The sequence below is a fragment of the Photorhabdus viridis genome, from assembly GCF_040256935.1.
Lineage (GTDB): Bacteria > Pseudomonadota > Gammaproteobacteria > Enterobacterales > Enterobacteriaceae > Photorhabdus > Photorhabdus viridis.
This window is the reverse complement of sequence record NZ_JBEJZY010000016.1, coordinates 25880-44587: the sequence shown is the minus strand read 5'-3', so window position 1 is coordinate 44587 and position 18708 is coordinate 25880. Positions and strand designations below refer to the sequence as shown.

The following is an 18708-nucleotide window of genomic DNA, read 5'->3' as shown; positions in this document are numbered from 1 at the left end:
GGGTCAACCGCACAAGTGGGAGGAACCTGTGAGCCAGTCCAAACCGTTTGCGTTATCCAGACAGTCTGTCTGGAAAGCGTACAAGAAGGTAAAAGCCAACAAAGGTAGCGCTGGAATCGATGGTCAACCGATTGAGGAATTTGAGAAGAACCTCGCGGGGAACTTGTACAAACTCTGGAACAGAATGGCCTCGGGCAGTTATATGCCGCCAGCGGTTCGGCGTGTTGAGATACCAAAGGCGACGGGGGGAACGAGACCACTGGGGATACCCACGGTAGCGGATCGTATCGCGCAGATGGTGGTCAAAGACAGGCTGGAGCCGATTCTGGAGCCACAATTCCACGTTGACTCCTATGGCTACCGCCCGCACAAATCTGCGCACGATGCCCTGAGAGTAGCCCGGCAACGATGCTGGCGCACTGACTGGGTGCTGGACGTGGACATCAAGGGGTTCTTCGATAACATCGATCATGAACTCCTGATGAGGGCGGTGCGCAGGCATACGGATTGCAGATGGGTGTTGCTCTACATTGAGCGATGGCTAACCGCGTCGGTGTACATGCCGGATGGAACGGTGCAGATAAGGGATAAGGGGACTCCTCAGGGAGGGGTCATTAGTCCGTTGCTGGCCAATCTGTTCCTGCATTACGCATTCGATATGTGGATGAAACGGGAATTTTCCGTCGTCCGGTTCGAGCGGTACGCTGATGATATCGTCATCCACTGCAAGAGTCATGCGCAGGCAATGATGTTGCGTGGCAAGCTCAGAAAGCGTCTGGCTGAGTGTAAGCTGGAGATGAGCCCGGGTAAGACGAAAGTCGTCTACTGCAAGGACAGGGAAAGAACGGAGACATATCCTGAAATCAGCTTTGACTTTTTGGGCTACACGTTCAGGTCAAGAAAGTCGGTCTCGAAAGAAGGAGAGCTATCGGTGAATTTCCTGCCAGCAATGAGTGCCAGAGCTGCGAAGGCAATCCGGCAGACAGTACGGGGCTGGGATTTGAGTCACAAAACACCGCTGTCGCTGGAAGCAATGGCACGATGGCTCAATCCCATGTTACGAGGCTGGGTCAAGTACTATGGGCGCTTTTATCGGTCAGCAATGGATCGTATAGCCAGTCATGTCGATCTGCACCTTGCTAAATGGGTTACCCGCAAATATAAGCGGGTGCACGGTAGCCTGGCTCAGGCATATGAATGGTTAGGCAGGATAAGGAGTGTTAAGCCTGGTCTGTTTGCACACTGGGAAATTTGTACGCGGCGCGAACGGTCAACGGCAAGAGCCGGATGACGGGAGACTGTCACGTCCGGTTCCGTGGGAGCGCAGGGGGGAAGTTCCCTTGCGCGACCCGATAACCCCAGATAACGGAAACGTAGCTAAGGCCATCGGGGTAACCTCCCGGTGGCCTTTAACATTTACCGCCTTTGATCAAGGTTCGCAGTACCGGAGAGTAACCATTCCAGCGAGGCATAGCCCTCCCCTGCCTGAACCACCATAGAAGCGATAGCAGGGACACTGGTAAGGAAATAATCTTTTACCAGTGGGTTACTCATTCAAGGCTGCGACCCCTTGACCATCGGATTTTGCCGATGGCGATGCTACTTTAACCGATTGTATTATCTGACTCAAGAATCAAATAAACACCTTAGTGACGGTTTGTTTCGCTGCACTTATGACGAAATAAATGAACTTATGATGAAAACGGCACTATACCGCACCCGCCTGCACGCTTTGGATCAAAAGAGGATCACGGAGAAAATCCCAATGTAATGATATTAAAGGAAAAATAATATTTTACGTGAAAAAGTAAGATCACGAAGAAAAGCCGTGCTTTATCATAGAAATCAGATAGAGCGCGGCTTTACAGGATATACAGAACTGAAATTATGCATTACGACAAGGAGAAAGTGAAAGCATTAAAGTGTGCTTAATTCATTAATAAGCGCAGGATTACGTTCAAGCATCTTAAGTAGTTTCAGTGATGAACCAGAAGGAATGCGGCGGTGCTGTTCCCAGCTTTGAATTAGAGATGCAGAAACGCCAACAGCTTCGGCAAATTCACTTTGTTTTAAGCCAAAGGTTTCACGTAAGTTTTTTACATCAGGCAGGCGATGGTAATGGATATTTTCATCAGAAACAGAAAGTTCGCCTTTTTCAATTGCTACCATCTGATTCATGCTTTCAACCAGATCGTTAAAAAGTTTTTTGTCCATAGTCTCTCTGTTGTATGAACATTATCACATATCTACACGGTGTTGATTACTGTAATTTGCGCCCAGAAATTGAAGCTGGCTAGTGTGTTTTCATCTAGGCAATGGCTTTATGAAAAAATCTCTGTCGCCATTTTGTCGCCACTGACTACCAGAAACAAAAAAGCCACTCTTGTTTGAGTGGCCTAATGTACTGATTTAACAGCTAAAATCTGGTGGCCCCTACTGGACTTGAACCAGTGACCAAGCGATTATGAGTCGCCTGCTCTAACCAACTGAGCTAAGGGGCCGTTGGATGGGAAGGATTATACGTACAGTTTTGCTCGCGGTCTAGCTTTGTAAACTCGTATGATCACTTTGTATACAAAATTGAGTTTTTATTAAGTAGTAGAAGGGGATAGCGGTATATATTGGTTGTTTTTATGGCTTATTTATCGTTTTTATAAATCATTGGATTAATTTTTAATAAGCTCTTTGGTGTTATCGGGTCATATTATTATCCCGATGATCAATATATTTTTATATATGATTATATTAATACTAATCATCTCCCTTGATAAAAAAATAAAAGCGTCCGCCGAAGCAGACGCTTTTCAGTTAGCATGACTTAAAATTGTTGATTATTCATCAAGGAAGCTACGCAGTACTTCAGAACGGCTTGGGTGACGCAGTTTACGCAGTGCTTTTGCTTCGATCTGGCGGATACGTTCACGGGTAACATCGAACTGTTTACCAACTTCTTCCAGTGTGTGGTCAGTATTCATATCGATACCGAAACGCATACGCAGTACTTTTGCCTCACGAGCGGTCAGGCCAGCCAGAACATCGTGGGTTGCTGAACGCAGGCTTTCTGAGGTTGCAGAATCCAGCGGCAGCTCCAGCGTTGTATCTTCAATAAAATCACCTAAATGTGAATCTTCATCATCACCAATCGGGGTTTCCATTGAGATAGGCTCTTTGGCGATTTTCAGTACCTTACGGATTTTATCTTCCGGCATTAACATCCGTTCCGCCAGTTCTTCCGGTGTTGGTTCACGCCCCATTTCCTGCAACATCTGGCGGGAAATACGATTGAGTTTGTTGATTGTCTCAATCATATGAACGGGAATACGAATGGTACGGGCCTGGTCGGCGATCGAACGTGTAATTGCCTGACGTATCCACCATGTAGCGTAAGTTGAGAACTTGTAACCACGACGATATTCAAATTTATCAACCGCTTTCATCAGACCGATATTACCTTCCTGAATCAGATCTAAGAATTGCAGACCACGGTTGGTATATTTTTTGGCAATTGAAATAACTAAACGTAAGTTGGCTTCAACCATCTCTTTTTTCGCACGGCGAGCTTTTGCTTCACCGATGGACATCCGACGGTTGATATCTTTCACCTGTTCAATGGTTAAACCGGTTTCTTCTTCAATCTGACGAAGTCTGTTCAGACTACGTTGTATTTCTTCTTCAACTTCAAGTAATTTTTCAGACCACGGTTTGTTCATGGCTTTTGCCGCAGTGAACCAAATGTCACTGGTTTCATTACCGGAGAACAGAGTGATGAAGTTCTTCTTCGGCATTTTACACTGCTCAACACACATTTTCATGATTTGACGTTCTTGAAGACGAACGCGATCCATCATAGAACGCATGTTGTTGACCAGATAATCAAACTGTTTTGGCACTAGACGGAACTGCTTGAAAACTTCTGAGAGCATTAAGATTTCGGCAGCCGTATTAGGATGGTTACGGCCATTTTTCTTAATTTCCTGACGAGTGATTTCATACTGTTCTTGCAGTTCCTGGAATTTCTGGCGAGCTAATTCCGGATCGATGCTGTTGTCATCATCACTATCGCTATCTTCGTCACTGTCTTCATCTTCGTCGTCTTCATCATCATCAAGTTCTTCCTGTGGGAGCTCAGAACCAACGTGAGTGGCGGTAGGCGCGAGGTCTTCTTCTGCGTTCGGGTCAACAAAACCGGTAATAAGATCTGACAGGCGGGCTTCACCTGCTTCGACGCGAGCATACTGTTCCAGTAAATAGGTGATTGCCTCAGGGTATTCAGCAACAGAGCACTGTACCTGATTGATGCCATCTTCAATGCGTTTAGCAATGTCAATTTCACCTTCCCGGGTCAATAATTCAACGGTACCCATTTCACGCATGTACATACGTACCGGGTCGGTGGTACGACCGATTTCAGATTCAACGCTAGACAGGACTTGCGCGGCAGCTTCCACAGCGTCTTCATCTGTGTCGTTAGTGGTTTCTGCTAGCATCAGATCATCGGCATCAGGTGCTTCTTCCATTACCTGAATGCCCATGTCATTGATCATCTGGATGATATCTTCGATCTGATCGGAATCGACGATATCTTCCGGCAGATGGTCATTGACCTCAGCATAGGTCAGATAGCCTTGCTCCTTACCACGGGTGACAAGTAGCTTTAGCTGTGACTGCGGGTTTTGCTCCATAAGACGGTATCCACACTTCAGAGTATTTGGGTTGGTGTCGGTCGGCGAAACTAATCTGCCAACAATAACTTTTAGGGGCGTTTTCGTTGTATTGCCGCTGCCCACTTATAGCGGCAAAATGTAGGGTTGCTTCCCTACCTAATGCGGCACTTAAGCCGTGAATTCAGTATTTACTTTCTGGCACGGGATTCATTAATCAAGCGAACTTCTTCGCGTTCTTCCGGTGTCAGGCCTTCGGTTCTTGCTCTGGCGATAAGAATATCTAAACGTTCTTCCAACGCTGAATCAACGAGATGATCCAACGCGTCACAAAATGTATTTTCTGCTATTTCTTCTACTTGTATATCGTTCCATGCAGCTAATTTTTCAAGTTGTTTACTAAATTTATTGTTACGATATTGTTCTAGCAACTGTCCAGTTGTCAGCCCGGGCTGAGTAAGACAAACCTCTACAAGCTCTATAAACAATGGTAAGCCTGCAATTTTAGCCTGCATAATTCCCTGTAGCGGGGGAACTAAAGCGGCTAAGTGTGGGTTTTGTACCAACAGTCCTATAAGTATACGCATAGTTGTCGGTTTTAGCTGCGGCATCTGATAATTATTCCCACTTTCCAGACGCTGTGGTAATAAACGTTCCAACTGTACTGCATCGGGGATACCTAACATATTGCCAAGTTCTTGCCTCATATAGAGACGCAGAGTTTCTCCCGGGATCTGGTTAATCAATGGTACAGAAAGTGAACTGAGTTTTGTTTTCCCTTCAGGATTACTCAAGTCAACTTGCGGCAGTAACGATTCGAACAGGAATTCAGACAACGTGTGAGATTGTTCCATTCTTTGTTCAAATGCTTCACGGCCTTCTTTGCGAATTAGTGAATCAGGATCTTCGCCATCAGGCAAAAACATAAAACGTAACTGCCTACCATCATTAAGATAAGGCAGCGCTGTTTCCAAGGCTCGCCATGCTGCGTCACGCCCCGCTCTGTCGCCATCGTAACAACAGATAATGTTGTCAGTAGCACGAAAAAGTAACTGAATATGTTCCGATGTCGTCGAAGTGCCTAACGAGGCAATGGCATAATCAATACCAAACTGTGCCAGAGCCACCACATCCATATAACCTTCAACCACTAATAACCGTGAAAGGTCACTGTGATTTTGTTGCGCTTCATAGAGGCCGTATAGTTGGCGACCTTTGTGGAAAATTTCAGTTTCTGGTGAGTTGAGATATTTTGGGAGCGCATCTCCCAGAACTCGTCCACCAAATGCAATCACGCGCCCCCTGCGGTCACGGATTGGAAACATGACTCGTTCACGGAAACGGTCGTAAGTACGGCCATTATCATTTGACACCAGCATACCGGCGTCATGTAATTGTTGACGATCTTCCGTGCTGCGGGCAAACCGTTTCAAAGCGTTATCCCAGCCAGCGGGAGCGAAGCCAATCGAGAAACGGTGGATAATCTCTTCACTAAGTCCACGTTGAGCCAGATATTGCCGGGCTTGTTGTGCAGCGGAGCTATTTAGTGAATTCTGATAGAAGCTGTTGAGCTTATCCATCAGCTGATAAAGATTTTGTCTTTGGTGGCGTTCTATCTGACTGCTGCCGGAACCTGCTTCATAAGGGACTTCCAGCCCATGCATCGCGGCCAATTCTTCAATAGATTCGACAAACTCAAGTCTATCGTAATTCATCAGAAAATCGATAGCGTTGCCGTGAGCGCCACAACCAAAGCAATGATAAAACTGCTTATCGCCATTAACAGTAAACGAAGGTGTCTTTTCATTATGAAACGGACAGCACGCGTGGTGATTTTTACCCTGTTTTTTCAGTGGCACACGAACATCGATCAGGTCGATAATATCGGTACGAGCTAATAAATCATTGATAAATACGCGCGGAATTCGTCCAGCCATAAGCCCTTTTTACGCCTGTTGATGAACGACAATAAGCCGCGCTTCCTTTCGGAAAGCACGGCCTTTATCTGCAACTACTGTTGTCTGCAAATTCAATCACTATGCGGGTCAACCGCAAGGATTAGTACAGACGAGTGCGGCGTGCGTTTTCACGAGCCAGCTTTTTAGCGTGACGTTTTACAGCAGAAGCTTTAGCGCGTTTACGTTCAGTCGTTGGTTTTTCATAGAATTCACGACGGCGAACTTCTGCTAACACACCTGCTTTTTCGCAGGAACGCTTAAAGCGACGCAGTGCTACGTCGAATGGCTCGTTTTCACGTACTTTAATTACCGGCATGTGCCTCTCACCTCAATAGAAATCGGTCTTGCTGGCGTGGGATGCCAGCCATCTTAAAATGGTGCGGAATTTTACTTCAATGAACACGGCTTTGTAAAGCGCCGCAGCAAATTGAAACAACAACATTACAATGGTGACTTACAGTGAAATATGCAAGTCAGTTCTGTAATATTGAAGATAACCACACAGGGATTTTACGTAGGGCGCTGATTATAGACTAAACAGTAAAAATAGTCAGCATGTAAACCGCGCAAATTATCTTATTAATGATAAACTGGTTTTCTTCTGTGGAATATAGGTAGTGTAATGCGAGTTTTAGGTATAGAAACGTCTTGCGATGAAACCGGAATCGCAATTTATGATGATCAAGCCGGTTTATTAGCAAATCAATTATACAGTCAGATTAAATTGCATGCTGATTACGGCGGTGTTGTGCCTGAACTGGCTTCACGCGACCATATCCGCAAAACCGTTCCCTTGATTCAGGCTGCTTTGAAAGACGCAGGATTAACCCGTAAAGATATTGATGCAGTGGCTTATACTGCGGGTCCTGGTCTGGTTGGCGCATTATTGGTGGGGGCGACTATTGGCCGTTCTCTGGCATTTGCCTGGGATGTTCCTGCGATTCCTGTTCATCATATGGAAGGGCATTTATTGGCTCCGATGCTGGAAGATAATAGCCCTGAATTTCCGTTTGTGGCTTTGCTTGTGTCCGGTGGTCACACACAACTTATTAGCGTAACCGGGATCGGTGAATATGAGCTGCTTGGTGAATCGATAGATGATGCCGCTGGTGAAGCATTTGATAAAACAGCTAAATTATTGGGCCTGGATTATCCGGGAGGTCCGTTGCTCTCCAATATGGCTCAGAAAGGAGAAACCGGGCGTTTTGTGTTTCCTCGTCCAATGACCGATCGCCCTGGGCTGGATTTCAGTTTCTCGGGACTGAAAACTTTTGCGTCTAATACGATTCGCAGCAACAGTGATGATGAGCAGACCAGAGCGGATATTGCCCGCGCTTTTGAAGATGCGGTTGTTGATACATTGGCGATTAAATGTAAAAGGGCGCTTGAGCAGACCGGGTTCAAGCGGCTGGTAATGGCCGGTGGCGTCAGCGCCAACCTCACGTTGCGTACCAGAATGAAAGAAGTCATGGCAAAATTGGGCGGCGAAGTATTTTACGCGCGTCCTGAATTCTGTACAGATAACGGCGCTATGATTGCGTTTGCCGGTATGATCCGCCTGAAAGGCGGAGTGAGTGACGCTCTTGGCGTGACGGTCAAAGCCCGCTGGCCACTGTCTGAATTACCTGCACTATAAATCTTCATATATAGTGAAAATAAAAAAACCAGTCACTCAATCAGTAGCTGGCTTTTTATTTGGCAATGTTGTTAATCTTCTTCTCCTTGTTCTTTCTCTGCCTGAATTTTTTCTTCTTCAGTCATCTCTTTTTTCTTTTTGAGCTTGCTCCAGATACGACTTTCCTGGCCGCGCCACAGGCGCTGGATATTATCATGGTGACGGAGCAGTACCAGACAGCAGAGCATGGCAACCGGAAAAGTAAATTCAGGTTTAAACCACCAGACATAGAAAGGTGCTATCAAGGCGCTGACAATTGCGCCTAGAGAGGAATAACCACTCAGTAATACTGTCAACAACCAGGTACCTGTCATCAACCCCATCAGATCCCAGCCAATTGCAGCGATAGCACCAAAAGCAGTTGCTACTCCCTTACCGCCTTTAAAATGGAAAAAGATTGGATAAATATGGCCGAGACAAGCAGCTATTGCCGTAATTCCCAGATAGAGAGGGGGAACATTAAGCTGATAAGCCAGCCAGACTGGGACCATACCTTTCAGAACATCACAAATCAGTACCACTGCCGCAGTACTGCGGCCACCAATCCGTAATACATTTGTCGCTCCTGGGTTACCTGAGCCATGCAGGCGGGGATCCGGCAGTCCAGCCAGACGACAGATAAGTATTGCGCTGGAGATTGAACCGCAAAGATACGCGAAGATAATCATACCAAGCGCGATAGCACTCATAATATCTCTCCAATAATAATGGTCGTTTTCTTAGCCTAGTCATGGATAATACGCATATTTAGTCGGAAGTGGTATCAGACAAGTTGAAAAATAGGAAAGTGACATGATGGATATCGTATTTATTGAAGAATTAGCTGTCATCACCACCATTGGTGTTTACGGCTGGGAACAGACCATTAAACAGAAGTTAGTGTTCGATATCGAAATGGGATGGGATAATAAACGCGCATCTTCCAGCGATAATGTCGAGCATTGCCTGGATTACGCTAAAGTTAGCGAAGCGATTATCAACCATGTAGAAAATCAGAATTTTGCTCTGGTTGAAAGAGTGGCTGAAGAGGTGGCCGATCTGCTATTAAACCGCTTTAATTCGCCGTGGGTACGGATAAAAGTCAGTAAGCCGAGGGCGGTGGCGCAGTCTTGTCAGGTCGGTGTTATTATTGAGAGAAAAAAATAATCCGATCAGCAGTGAATTCAGTTGTCATATTATTGTCATTATTCTTGCATAGGCTGGCATGTATCATTGCCAGGCGTGATAATTATGTCAATTGATTAATGGCAATGGGAAAATGGTAGTCGGATTCATCTGTGCTACCTGTTTTGGAGATTTGTTTAATGGGGTGCGATCTCTCTATATGACTGACCTTTCTACCTTGTTTCATGCATTTATTCTTGGTGTTGTTGAAGGGCTGACTGAGTTTCTTCCTGTTTCCTCAACTGGTCATATGATCATCGTGGGTCATTTGCTGGGGTTTACCGGCGATAAGGCTGAAACATTCGAAGTTATTATCCAGCTTGGATCAATTCTTGCCGTGGTAGTGGTATTTTGGCGTCGTTTGTTTGGGTTAATTGGTCTTCACTTTGGTGAAGTTCCTCACGAAGGTAAAACCAACGGCAAGCTGAAACTGAGCCACATTCTTTTGGCGATGTTACCTGCGGTGACGCTTGGATTGCTGTTCCACGATACGATTAAATCGCTGTTTAACCCACAGAGTGTTATGTACGCTTTGATTATTGGCGGCGTGTTACTGATTATCGCAGAAATTCTGAAACCTAAGACACCGAGAGCAGAAGGGTTGGATGATATTACTTATCGCCAGGCTTTTATGATTGGTTGCTTCCAGTGTCTGGCATTGTGGCCGGGATTCTCCCGTTCAGGGGCGACAATTTCTGGTGGAATGCTGATGGGGGTTAACCGTTATACCGCATCAGAGTTCTCGTTTATTCTGGCTGTACCGATGATGATAGGGGCGAGCGGGCTGGATTTATATAAAAGTCTGCATTTTTTGACTGCTTCTGATATCCCAATGTTTGCTGTCGGTTTTATTACTGCATTTATTGTCGCATTGATCGCAATTAAAACCTTCCTGGCATTGATTAAGCGTATGTCTTTCATCCCATTTGCTATCTACCGCTTTATTATCGCCGCCGCTGTTTACTGGGTATTTATGTAGTGAATGATTCCCCTGATATCGATTTAGATTAGATCTCAGGGGATGTACAGCGTATTTGATCTTTCAGACAACAGTATTAATCCTGTTGTTGCTTCCATTCAGCCAATGCCTGCTGACGCTGGCGTCGTAGCTCTTCACCAATATCCGCGCCACGCAAGCCGCTGTCTACAATACTTTTCACCTGGACCTGGCTGGCAACCTCAAATGCCTGTCGCAGATAATGACCTTGTGGATAGGGGGTATCTTCAAAACCGGTACGACCCCGCGCATCTGCTTCACTGGTGATAATCAACTGATCTATTCGCTGAGGTTTACGCCATGCATCAACAGAATCAAACAATTTGAGCAATGTTTTTGGCCGCAATTGATCGACGGTATGCACTAAGTCATGATATTGAGCGACTAGTTTTGCCAGATCACGAGCAGAGTTAGGCACACGCAGACGTCGGCACAATTGATCGACTAACTTCACGCCTGCCGGACCATGTCCATAATGATGAGGCCACTGTTCTGGCGGTGTTAGTCCTTTGCCAAGATCATGACACAGAGCCGCAAAGCGGCTATCTACTTCATCTGTCAGTTCCGCGACAATTTTCAGCACCATCAACGTATGAATACCGGTATCAACCTCAGGATGCCACTTCTCCGGTGCGGGAACGCCAAACAGATTATCAATTTCAGGAAACAGTACCGCCAGTGCGCCACAATCACGTAAAACCTGAAAAAAAACCTGCGGTGAATACGTGGAAAGGGCTTTTTCTGTCTCTTTCCAGACACGCTCCGGTGTGAGTGCTGATAACTCTCCGTTAGCTGCCATTTTTGACATTAACGTTAATGTTTCTGGGGCGATGGTAAATCCCAAATGGGCGAAACGGGCAGCAAAACGGGCTACCCGTAATACCCTCAGTGGATCTTCAGAAAAAGCGTCGGAAATATGGCGTAAAATACGATTACTTAAGTCATCAACCCCACGGTAAGGATCGACAAGTTCGCCTTCGGATGTTTGAGCAATTGCGTTAATGGTCAGATCACGGCGCAGCAAATCATCTTCCAGTGTGACATCCGGTGCGGCGTAACAGGTAAAACCCGTATACCCCAAGCCGGATTTTCTCTCAGTGCGCGCCAGCGCGTACTCTTCATGGTTTTTGGGATGCAGGAATACCGGGAAGTCTCTGCCAACTTGCTGATATCCCTGAGACAATAGTTCATCCGGCGTCCCACCGACAACAACCCAATCCCGTTCTTTTACAGGAAAGTTTAGCAGGCGGTCACGCACTGCACCGCCAACCAGATAGATTCTCACCTGAATATTCCTTAATCAACTCATCCAACGGTCATTACGCTTGCGACGCGGAACCATGTGTGGCAGTAACAGCCCTAAAATTAAACCTGCACCTGCAACACCACCGCCGTACATAAACCATTGCAGAATGATATTGCGTTGTTTGTCATCAAGTTGCAGATTCGCAGCATCAAGTTTTTTCTCTGCCACAATCAGTTTATTTTTCAAATGCTCATTTTCTTTTTTCAGCCCTGCAATAATGTCACCGCTGTTTGAAACGTTTTGTTGCATGTCAGCAGTGCGCTGATTCCAGCTATTGTCTATATTGGCTAACTTATCCGTCAGTATTTTGATTTCCTGCTCCATCTCAGGGAGGCGGGTGCGCAAGCTCGGTTTATCACTGAGCTGGTTAACGGGTAGCCAGACGACACGGCCTTTATCATCCTTAACCTGAGCGTAATTACTATCCTGGTTGATACTTATCAATGTGACTTCATCACCGGCATTCAATGTGCCGGCGATACGATACTTGTTACCCGGTCCAGCGTGCGTGTAGGTAGATAACTCATCAGATACATAGCGCTTTTCTTCCGCGTGGGTAGTAAGCGAAAAGCTTAGGCTTAATAGCGCCGTAAGAAATAAAGGTAATTTTCGCATTGTGATTTCAACTATTCTTTATCTATGGTGAGTTTAGAATTTGATAGTAAAGAGTTAAGTTTGCCAGAGCAAACAGTAAACCGAAATAGGAACTATCTTAACGGATCGAATACGGAGTTTACCGGTTGTTTGTTTAATTTTTTCATGCGGTCGTAGAAAAAAGTGAAATCAGGGTAAGATAATAACCAAAAATTGCCACCAATGGTGCAGATAATGAGTGTAGAAATTGAATTAAAACTTATTGCCAGGCCGCAAGCTATTCCTGGAATCCGTCAGCAATTATTGTTATTTCCTCATCACTACTTTTTGCCGCAAAAGTTGACCAATATCTATTTTGAAACGGCGGATAACCAACTGCGCGGTCTTGATATGGGATTGCGTATCCGTGGTTTTGACGACCAGTATGAGATGACAATCAAAACAGCCGGGGAAGTGATCGGCGGGTTGCATCAGCGACCGGAATATAATGTGCCATTGTTAAAGCCGGAACTGGCGTTGACGCTGTTTCCATCTCATATCTGGCCTGAAAACTGTGATGTGGAAGCGCTGCAATCCCGTTTAAATGTGTTATTCAACACTGACTTTATGCGGGAGAAGTGGGTGGTTACTTACGGGCAAAGTGAGATTGAAGTTGTGCTCGATCAGGGAGAAATCATCGCGGCAGGCCGTAAAGAACCCATTTGTGAATTTGAATTGGAACTGAAACAAGGAACTGTCGCGGATGTATTAGCGTTGGCTGCTGAGTTGGCAAAGTCAGATGGCTTGCGACAGGGAAATAAAAGTAAAGCTGCCCGTGGTTATCAGTTAGTCCAGGGAAAGCCAAACACGATTTTGCCTCAAGTTTCGGTAGAAATTGATATGCAGCAGTCATTGCCTTCTGTACTTTCGTCAATATTAGCCCATTGGCAAGAGCAGGAAGAGCGCTGGTTGACTGGCTTGTCAGGAAGTCGGGATGGTTTGAAGCAAGTCTTGACTTTAGTTCAGCAGGCGCTTGAATATTGCAATGAACCGGCAGGCCGGCCGGAGCAGCTGGATGATCAATTAGCGGCGATTGACCAGAAATTATCAGCAGCGGAAACAACGGCTGAAACGTTGTGTTACAGCTCTGGCTATTTGCAATGTAAGTTGGCGTTGACTCTGTGGTTGGTCAATCTCTCTGCTTGAATAACAGGAATGCTCTATGTTGCCACTTTCAACCCCGCTTTTGGCTCAGTTATCGAGTGTGAATAAGTATTTTCAGGAGCTGGCTTTGTATGTTGAAGCTTTTGCTCCTCATGAGCAGGCGGTGTTATCACTGAGTGATTTTGTTGCTGAAAACCTTAAAATTCACCCTGAATGGTTAGCTGAAATCCGCCAGAATCCACCGCAAGCGCGGGAGTGGCATCAATACGCTGAATGGCTGCAACAGGTACTTTCATCAGCAGAAAATGAAAATACCCTGATGCGGGTTTTACGTCAGTTTCGTAACAAAATTCTGGTCAGAATTGCCTGGTCACAAGCGCTGCGTATCAGTACGACTCAGGAGACGTTGCAACAGCTCAGTATGTTGGCTGAAACGCTGATTATTGCCGCTCGTGACTGGTTGTATCCGCGTTGTTGTCAGGATTGGGGCACCCCTTGCAATAACCAAGGCGAACCACAACCCTTGTTAATTCTGGGCATGGGGAAACTGGGTGGTGGCGAGTTGAATTTCTCCTCCGATATTGATCTGATTTTTGCTTATCCTGAAAATGGGATTACTCGCGGTAGCCGCCGTGAAATGGACAACGCTCAGTTTTTTACCCGTCTGGGGCAGCGTCTTATCAAAGTGCTCGATCAGCAAACGGTGGATGGTTTTGTTTATCGGGTTGATATGCGTTTGCGCCCATTTGGCGACAGCGGTCCACTGGTATTCAGTTTTGCCGCATTGGAGGATTATTATCAGGAACAGGGGCGTGATTGGGAGCGCTATGCGATGGTTAAAGCGCGAATTATGGGCGCTGGCAGCGAATCATATTGCGAAGAATTACGCCGGATGTTAAGGCCGTTTATCTTCCGCCGTTATATTGATTTTAGCGTGATTCAGTCCCTGAGAAACATGAAAGGGATGATTGAACGTGAAGTTCGTCGCCGTGGTTTGCAAGACAATATCAAACTGGGTGCCGGAGGTATCCGTGAAATTGAATTTATCACTCAAGTATTCCAGCTTATTCGTGGTGGGCGTGAATTGTGTCTGCAATCTCAGGCTCTGTTACCCACACTTCAAGTAATAGAAAAACTGGCACTTTTGCCGTCATCACAGGTGCAACAACTTGCTGGCAGTTACCTCTTTTTGCGGCGGCTGGAAAATCTTTTACAGTCAATTAACGATCAGCAAACTCAGACGTTGCCGGAAGATGAACTGAACCGTTCACGGTTAACGTGGGGAATGGGATTTGAAAGCTGGGATAAGTTGATGATTGCATTGAACAGCAAGATGGGCGCTGTTCGGGTTATTTTCACGCAATTAATTGGTGATAACAGTGATAACAATGAAGAAGAAGCGGGTCATGTGCCATTTAAGAGCTTATGGCTGGAAAATCTCGAAAAAGAAGAGTTAATCATACTGGCTCCGCATCTGGATGAATCGATTGCACAACAGATATTACATGTCATTGCTATATTCCGTCAGGATGTGGGAAAAAGAACCATTGGCCCTCGTGGACGTGATGTACTTGATCATCTGATGCCACGTTTGTTGGCAAAAGTCTGCTTGCGACAAGATACCAATACGGTGCTGGAACGGGTTATTCCGCTGTTGTTGAGCATTGTCAGCCGCACAACTTATCTGGAACTGATGTTGGAATCGGAAGCGGTACTGACACACGTTATCCGGCTGTGTGCCGCTTCACCGATGATTGCCACTCAACTTGCTCGTCACCCCTTGTTGCTGGATGAACTGCTTGATCCCCAATTTCTGTATAGACCCCTGCCGCTGAATGCTTATAAAGATGAACTGCGGCAATATTTGTTGCGAATACCTGAAGATGATGAAGAGCAGCAATTGGAGGCTCTTCGCCAGTTTAAACAGGCGCAATTACTGCGGATTGCGGCGGAGGATATCACTGGGGTGTTGCCGGTAATGAAAGTGAGTGATCATCTGACTTACTTGGCAGAGGCAATTATTGAGGCGGTGGTTCAACAGGCGTGGGGGCAAATGGCAAAACGTTATGGTATTCCATCACATCTGAATCAGCGGCAAGGGTTGGGATTTGCTGTGATTGGTTATGGCAAATTGGGGGGATGGGAACTGGGCTACAGTTCTGATCTTGACTTGGTTTTCCTGTTGGATTGCCCGATGGATGTCATGACCGAGGGTGATCGGTCGATTGATGCCCGGCAATTTTATTTGCGTCTTGCTCAACGCATTATGCACCTGTTCAGTGCCCGAACTTCCTCTGGTGTGTTGTATGACGTAGATATCCGCCTGCGACCTTCGGGAGAATCAGGAATGCTAGTCAGTACCATCGGAGCGTTTGCTGATTATCAGCAGAATGAAGCGTGGACTTGGGAGCATCAGGCATTGGTACGCGCCCGTATGGTATTTGGCGATGAAAATTTGCATCAGGATTTTGAGCGGATACGCCATCAGACGTTATGCACGCGACGAGAACCGGCTTTGTTACGTCAGCAAGTCAGGGAAATGCGGGAGAAGATGCATAAACATTTAGGCAGCGGCTATTCAGAGCAATTTGATATTAAAGCTGATCCAGGCGGGGTAACGGATATCGAATTTATTGCACAGTATCTAGTACTGCGCTACGCCCCTGAAAATGAACGCCTGACGCGCTGGTCGGATAATGTACGGATTTTTGAGTTAATGGCGGCTTATGGAATTATGGACGAAGATGAAGCCGCTGAATTGACTCAGGCTTATATTTCCATGCGTGATGAATTACATCATTTGGCGTTACAGGAGCTTTCCAGCCGGGTATCGGCCAATTGTTTCAAAAATCGGCAGGAGCGGGTAGGTCATAGCTGGCAACAGTGGTTGGGTGAACAATAACGGGTTATAGCGGTTTGGTGCATGGATTTTACTGGCTTATGGTAATATTTGGCACCAGTTGATATCTGATATTTGGAGTAAGGAATGAAAGTGACACTCCCGGATTTTCACCGTGCAGAAGTTTTAGTCGTCGGTGATGTGATGTTAGACCGCTATTGGTATGGACCAACCAGCCGGATTTCACCGGAAGCCCCGGTGCCTGTAGTAAAAGTAAATACCATTGAGGAACGTCCGGGAGGGGCGGCCAACGTTGCTATGAATATTGCTGCTCTTGGGGCGAATTCACATTTGGTTGGTTTGACAGGGATTGATGACGCGGCGCGTGCGCTGGATGAAAAACTGAGTAGTGTTAACGTGCGTTGTGATTTTGTTGCTGTGCCGACTCATCCGACAATTACCAAACTGCGGGTACTTTCCCGTAACCAGCAGTTAATCCGCTTGGATTTTGAAGAAGGTTTCGATAACGTCGATGTGCAACCGATACTTGAGCGCATTGAACAGGCGTTACCTCATATCGGCGCATTGATTTTATCTGACTACGCCAAAGGCGCGTTGAGCCAGGTTCAGCAGATGATCAAACTGGCAAATGATGCTAACGTGCCGGTGTTAGTCGATCCGAAAGGGAGTGACTTTGAGCGCTATCGTGGCGCAACTTTGCTAACGCCGAATTTGTCTGAATTTGAAGCGGTAGTCGGCCACTGCAAAGATAACGACGAACTGGTTGAGAAGGGCGTTAAACTGGTTAAGGGCTTGGACCTTCAGGCATTACTGGTCACCCGTTCTGAACAGGGAATGAGTTTGCTGAGTGTTGATCATCCGCCACTGCATTTACCAACACTGGCGCAGGAAGTATTTGATGTTACTGGCGCCGGCGATACGGTGATTGGTGTGTTGGCAACGGCGATTGCGGCTGGAAAGCCACTGAATGAAGCCTGTTTCCTGGCGAATGCCGCCGCGGGTGTTGTGGTTGGCAAATTGGGGACTTCAACGATTTCGCCGGTTGAATTGGAGAATGCTGTTCGTGGCCGTGCTGAAACGGGGTTCGGTGTTATGAACGAATTTCAGCTTAAACAGGCAGTGGCTCATGCTCGCCAGCGTGGCGAAAAGATTGTGATGACCAATGGTTGTTTCGACATTTTGCATGCCGGTCATGTCTCTTATCTGGAGAATGCCCGAAAATTGGGTGATCGGTTGATTGTCGCCGTTAACAGTGATGCATCAACTAAGCGGTTGAAAGGTGAAACTCGTCCTGTCAATCCACTGGAACAACGAATGATAGTGCTATCGGCGCTGGGGGCTGTGGATTGGGTTGTTCCGTTTGAAGAAGATACGCCCCGCCGTTTGATTGCAGATGTTCTGCCGGATGTATTGGTGAAAGGTGGAGACTATAAGCCTGAAGAGATTGCCGGTAGTGAAGAAGTTTGGGCGGCGGGTGGTGAAGTCAAAGTGCTGAACTTTGAAGATGGTATTTCAACAACCAATATCATTAAAGCGATTAAAAAACAGTGAATAATGCTTTATAAAACAGAGCTTGCTGGGAAATAAGGCGCTGGCAGAAGCATGCCGATTGGAGTGAAGAACTATCGACACTCCAGCGGCATGGTTTTTTGAACAGAGCAGGGTGGGATTTCATCACTTTTTTTACACTGTTGTGTTTAATTCATTTATCAGCGATTTGATACTCCATTTATTTTACATTTACCTAACCTGCCATAATTATTTAAAAGAGTGAATGCAGAAGTATTAAAGCTTTTATATTAAATGTGGATTTAACTCAGTAAAATTTTTCAGAAGGAGAGTTAATTGCATTTAATCGAAAAATCATTAACCATTAAATGGAAAGTTTAAAAAATCCTCACATAAAAGAACATTATCCGAATAGAGGGGTATTTAAACGCTTTCTCACCGGTTATTCAACCGCGTCAGTAAAGATAAAAAATGGGTATGATTAAGCATTCGTTAAATGTAAAACACGATATCCGATAATGATTAAACTTAATAAAAAGCGGGGATTAAAAGGGGTAAGAAAATGGTTAAAACTTTATACCGATTAAAACCATCAATTAAAAAATGACTTTTAATAACAGTTTAAACCCTGTCCATTATAAAATTCAGGGCAGGATCCCACTTTTTCTGTTGTGTTTAATTCATTTGTCAGCGATTTGATACTCCACTTGTTTTATATTGATTTAACTTACCACAACTATTTAAAAGCGTGAACGCCTAAGTGTTAAGGCCTTTATATCAATGGCGGATTTAACTGAGTAAATGTAACTTTTCAGCGGGATAGTTAATGGGATTTAATCGA

15 protein-coding genes and 1 tRNA gene are annotated in these 18708 nt (G+C 45.7%); 7 read left to right on the top strand and 9 right to left on the bottom strand.

Annotated elements, in window-relative coordinates; genetic code table 11:
* Positions 1–28: 28 nt before the first annotated feature.
* The gene (ltrA, locus tag ABR397_RS08670) at positions 29–1291 is read left to right on the top strand and encodes a group II intron reverse transcriptase/maturase (RefSeq protein WP_350305385.1); all 1263 of its coding nucleotides are present in this window, start codon (positions 29–31) and stop codon (positions 1289–1291) included.
* 125 nt (positions 1292–1416) lie between these two features.
* On the opposite strand, the gene ABR397_RS08665 is transcribed toward ltrA, so the two are convergent.
* From ABR397_RS08665 to rpsU, 6 genes are all read right to left on the bottom strand, one after another.
* Positions 1417–1554 (bottom strand): hypothetical protein, encoded by a 138-nt coding sequence (locus ABR397_RS08665; protein ID WP_350305384.1) that lies wholly within the window; start codon positions 1552–1554, stop codon positions 1417–1419.
* 363 nt (positions 1555–1917) lie between these two features.
* Positions 1918–2214, bottom strand: a complete 297-nt coding sequence (gene nadS / locus ABR397_RS08660; protein WP_113044380.1) for a NadS family protein — start codon at positions 2212–2214, stop codon at positions 1918–1920.
* Positions 2215–2424: 210 nt separating this feature from the next.
* A tRNA-Ile gene (locus ABR397_RS08655) sits at positions 2425–2501 on the bottom strand.
* Positions 2502–2831: 330 nt separating this feature from the next.
* The gene (rpoD, locus tag ABR397_RS08650; RefSeq protein ID WP_350305383.1) at positions 2832–4682 is read right to left on the bottom strand and encodes an RNA polymerase sigma factor RpoD; all 1851 of its coding nucleotides are present in this window, start codon (positions 4680–4682) and stop codon (positions 2832–2834) included.
* 170 nt (positions 4683–4852) lie between these two features.
* On the bottom strand, positions 4853–6598 hold the full coding sequence (dnaG, locus tag ABR397_RS08645) for a DNA primase (RefSeq protein WP_350305382.1): 1746 nt from the start codon (positions 6596–6598) through the stop codon (positions 4853–4855).
* A 121-nt stretch (positions 6599–6719) separates the two neighbouring features.
* Positions 6720–6935 (bottom strand): 30S ribosomal protein S21, encoded by a 216-nt coding sequence (rpsU, locus tag ABR397_RS08640; RefSeq protein ID WP_001144069.1) that lies wholly within the window; start codon positions 6933–6935, stop codon positions 6720–6722.
* Between the two features lie 306 nt (positions 6936–7241).
* Here rpsU and tsaD point away from each other — a divergent pair, with 306 nt between their 5' ends.
* On the top strand, positions 7242–8255 hold the full coding sequence (gene tsaD / locus ABR397_RS08635; RefSeq protein ID WP_350305381.1) for a tRNA (adenosine(37)-N6)-threonylcarbamoyltransferase complex transferase subunit TsaD: 1014 nt from the start codon (positions 7242–7244) through the stop codon (positions 8253–8255).
* Between the two features lie 71 nt (positions 8256–8326).
* On the opposite strand, the gene plsY is transcribed toward tsaD, so the two are convergent.
* Positions 8327–8983 carry a glycerol-3-phosphate 1-O-acyltransferase PlsY gene (gene plsY, locus ABR397_RS08630; protein WP_350305380.1) on the bottom strand — a complete coding sequence of 219 codons (657 nt, stop codon included), beginning with the start codon at positions 8981–8983 and terminating at the stop codon, positions 8327–8329.
* A gap of 106 nt (positions 8984–9089) precedes the next feature.
* On the opposite strand from plsY, the gene folB reads away from it, so the two are divergent.
* Positions 9090–9440: a bifunctional dihydroneopterin aldolase/7,8-dihydroneopterin epimerase gene (gene folB / locus ABR397_RS08625; RefSeq protein ID WP_350305426.1), complete on the top strand. Its 351-nt coding sequence runs from the start codon at positions 9090–9092 to the stop codon at positions 9438–9440.
* Positions 9441–9618: 178 nt separating this feature from the next.
* Complete coding sequence (gene bacA, locus ABR397_RS08620) at positions 9619–10437, top strand: undecaprenyl-diphosphate phosphatase (RefSeq protein ID WP_350305379.1); 819 nt, start codon at positions 9619–9621, stop codon at positions 10435–10437.
* 76 nt (positions 10438–10513) lie between these two features.
* Here the strand turns inward: bacA and ABR397_RS08615 are convergent, their stop codons facing one another.
* Both ABR397_RS08615 and ABR397_RS08610 read right to left on the bottom strand, forming a co-directional pair.
* Positions 10514–11740 carry a multifunctional CCA addition/repair protein gene (locus tag ABR397_RS08615; protein WP_350305378.1) on the bottom strand — a complete coding sequence of 409 codons (1227 nt, stop codon included), beginning with the start codon at positions 11738–11740 and terminating at the stop codon, positions 10514–10516.
* A gap of 15 nt (positions 11741–11755) precedes the next feature.
* Entirely contained in the window at positions 11756–12376 is a 621-nt protein-coding gene (locus ABR397_RS08610; protein ID WP_350305377.1) for a TIGR04211 family SH3 domain-containing protein, read from the bottom strand.
* 213 nt (positions 12377–12589) lie between these two features.
* Here ABR397_RS08610 and ABR397_RS08605 point away from each other — a divergent pair, with 213 nt between their 5' ends.
* The 3 genes from ABR397_RS08605 to hldE all read left to right on the top strand — a co-directional run bounded on the left by ABR397_RS08605 (position 12590) and on the right by hldE (position 17909).
* On the top strand, positions 12590–13540 hold the full coding sequence (locus ABR397_RS08605; RefSeq protein ID WP_350305376.1) for a CYTH domain-containing protein: 951 nt from the start codon (positions 12590–12592) through the stop codon (positions 13538–13540).
* Between the two features lie 16 nt (positions 13541–13556).
* A complete protein-coding gene (gene glnE / locus ABR397_RS08600; RefSeq protein WP_350305375.1) occupies positions 13557–16400 on the top strand; it encodes a bifunctional [glutamate--ammonia ligase]-adenylyl-L-tyrosine phosphorylase/[glutamate--ammonia-ligase] adenylyltransferase in 2844 nt (947 codons plus the stop codon).
* 84 nt (positions 16401–16484) lie between these two features.
* Positions 16485–17909: a bifunctional D-glycero-beta-D-manno-heptose-7-phosphate kinase/D-glycero-beta-D-manno-heptose 1-phosphate adenylyltransferase HldE gene (hldE, locus tag ABR397_RS08595; protein WP_350305374.1), complete on the top strand. Its 1425-nt coding sequence runs from the start codon at positions 16485–16487 to the stop codon at positions 17907–17909.
* Positions 17910–18708 lie beyond the last annotated feature (799 nt).

Excerpts from the sequence above, each read along its gene's own strand:
- bacA (WP_350305379.1), top strand. The coding sequence starts at position 9,619 with ATGACTGACCTTTCTACCTTGTTTCATGCATTTATTCTTGGTGTTGTT.
- ABR397_RS08610 (WP_350305377.1), bottom strand. The coding sequence starts at position 12,376 with ATGCGAAAATTACCTTTATTTCTTACGGCGCTATTAAGCCTAAGCTTT.
- glnE (WP_350305375.1), top strand. The coding sequence starts at position 13,557 with ATGTTGCCACTTTCAACCCCGCTTTTGGCTCAGTTATCGAGTGTGAAT.
- rpsU (WP_001144069.1), bottom strand. The coding sequence starts at position 6,935 with ATGCCGGTAATTAAAGTACGTGAAAACGAGCCATTCGACGTAGCACTG.
- ABR397_RS08605 (WP_350305376.1), top strand. The coding sequence starts at position 12,590 with ATGAGTGTAGAAATTGAATTAAAACTTATTGCCAGGCCGCAAGCTATT.
- hldE (WP_350305374.1), top strand. The coding sequence starts at position 16,485 with ATGAAAGTGACACTCCCGGATTTTCACCGTGCAGAAGTTTTAGTCGTC.
- dnaG (WP_350305382.1), bottom strand. The coding sequence starts at position 6,598 with ATGGCTGGACGAATTCCGCGCGTATTTATCAATGATTTATTAGCTCGT.
- folB (WP_350305426.1), top strand. The coding sequence starts at position 9,090 with ATGGATATCGTATTTATTGAAGAATTAGCTGTCATCACCACCATTGGT.
- tsaD (WP_350305381.1), top strand. The coding sequence starts at position 7,242 with ATGCGAGTTTTAGGTATAGAAACGTCTTGCGATGAAACCGGAATCGCA.
- ABR397_RS08665 (WP_350305384.1), bottom strand. The coding sequence starts at position 1,554 with ATGAGTAACCCACTGGTAAAAGATTATTTCCTTACCAGTGTCCCTGCT.
- nadS (WP_113044380.1), bottom strand. The coding sequence starts at position 2,214 with ATGGACAAAAAACTTTTTAACGATCTGGTTGAAAGCATGAATCAGATG.
- rpoD (WP_350305383.1), bottom strand. The coding sequence starts at position 4,682 with ATGGAGCAAAACCCGCAGTCACAGCTAAAGCTACTTGTCACCCGTGGT.
- plsY (WP_350305380.1), bottom strand. The coding sequence starts at position 8,983 with ATGAGTGCTATCGCGCTTGGTATGATTATCTTCGCGTATCTTTGCGGT.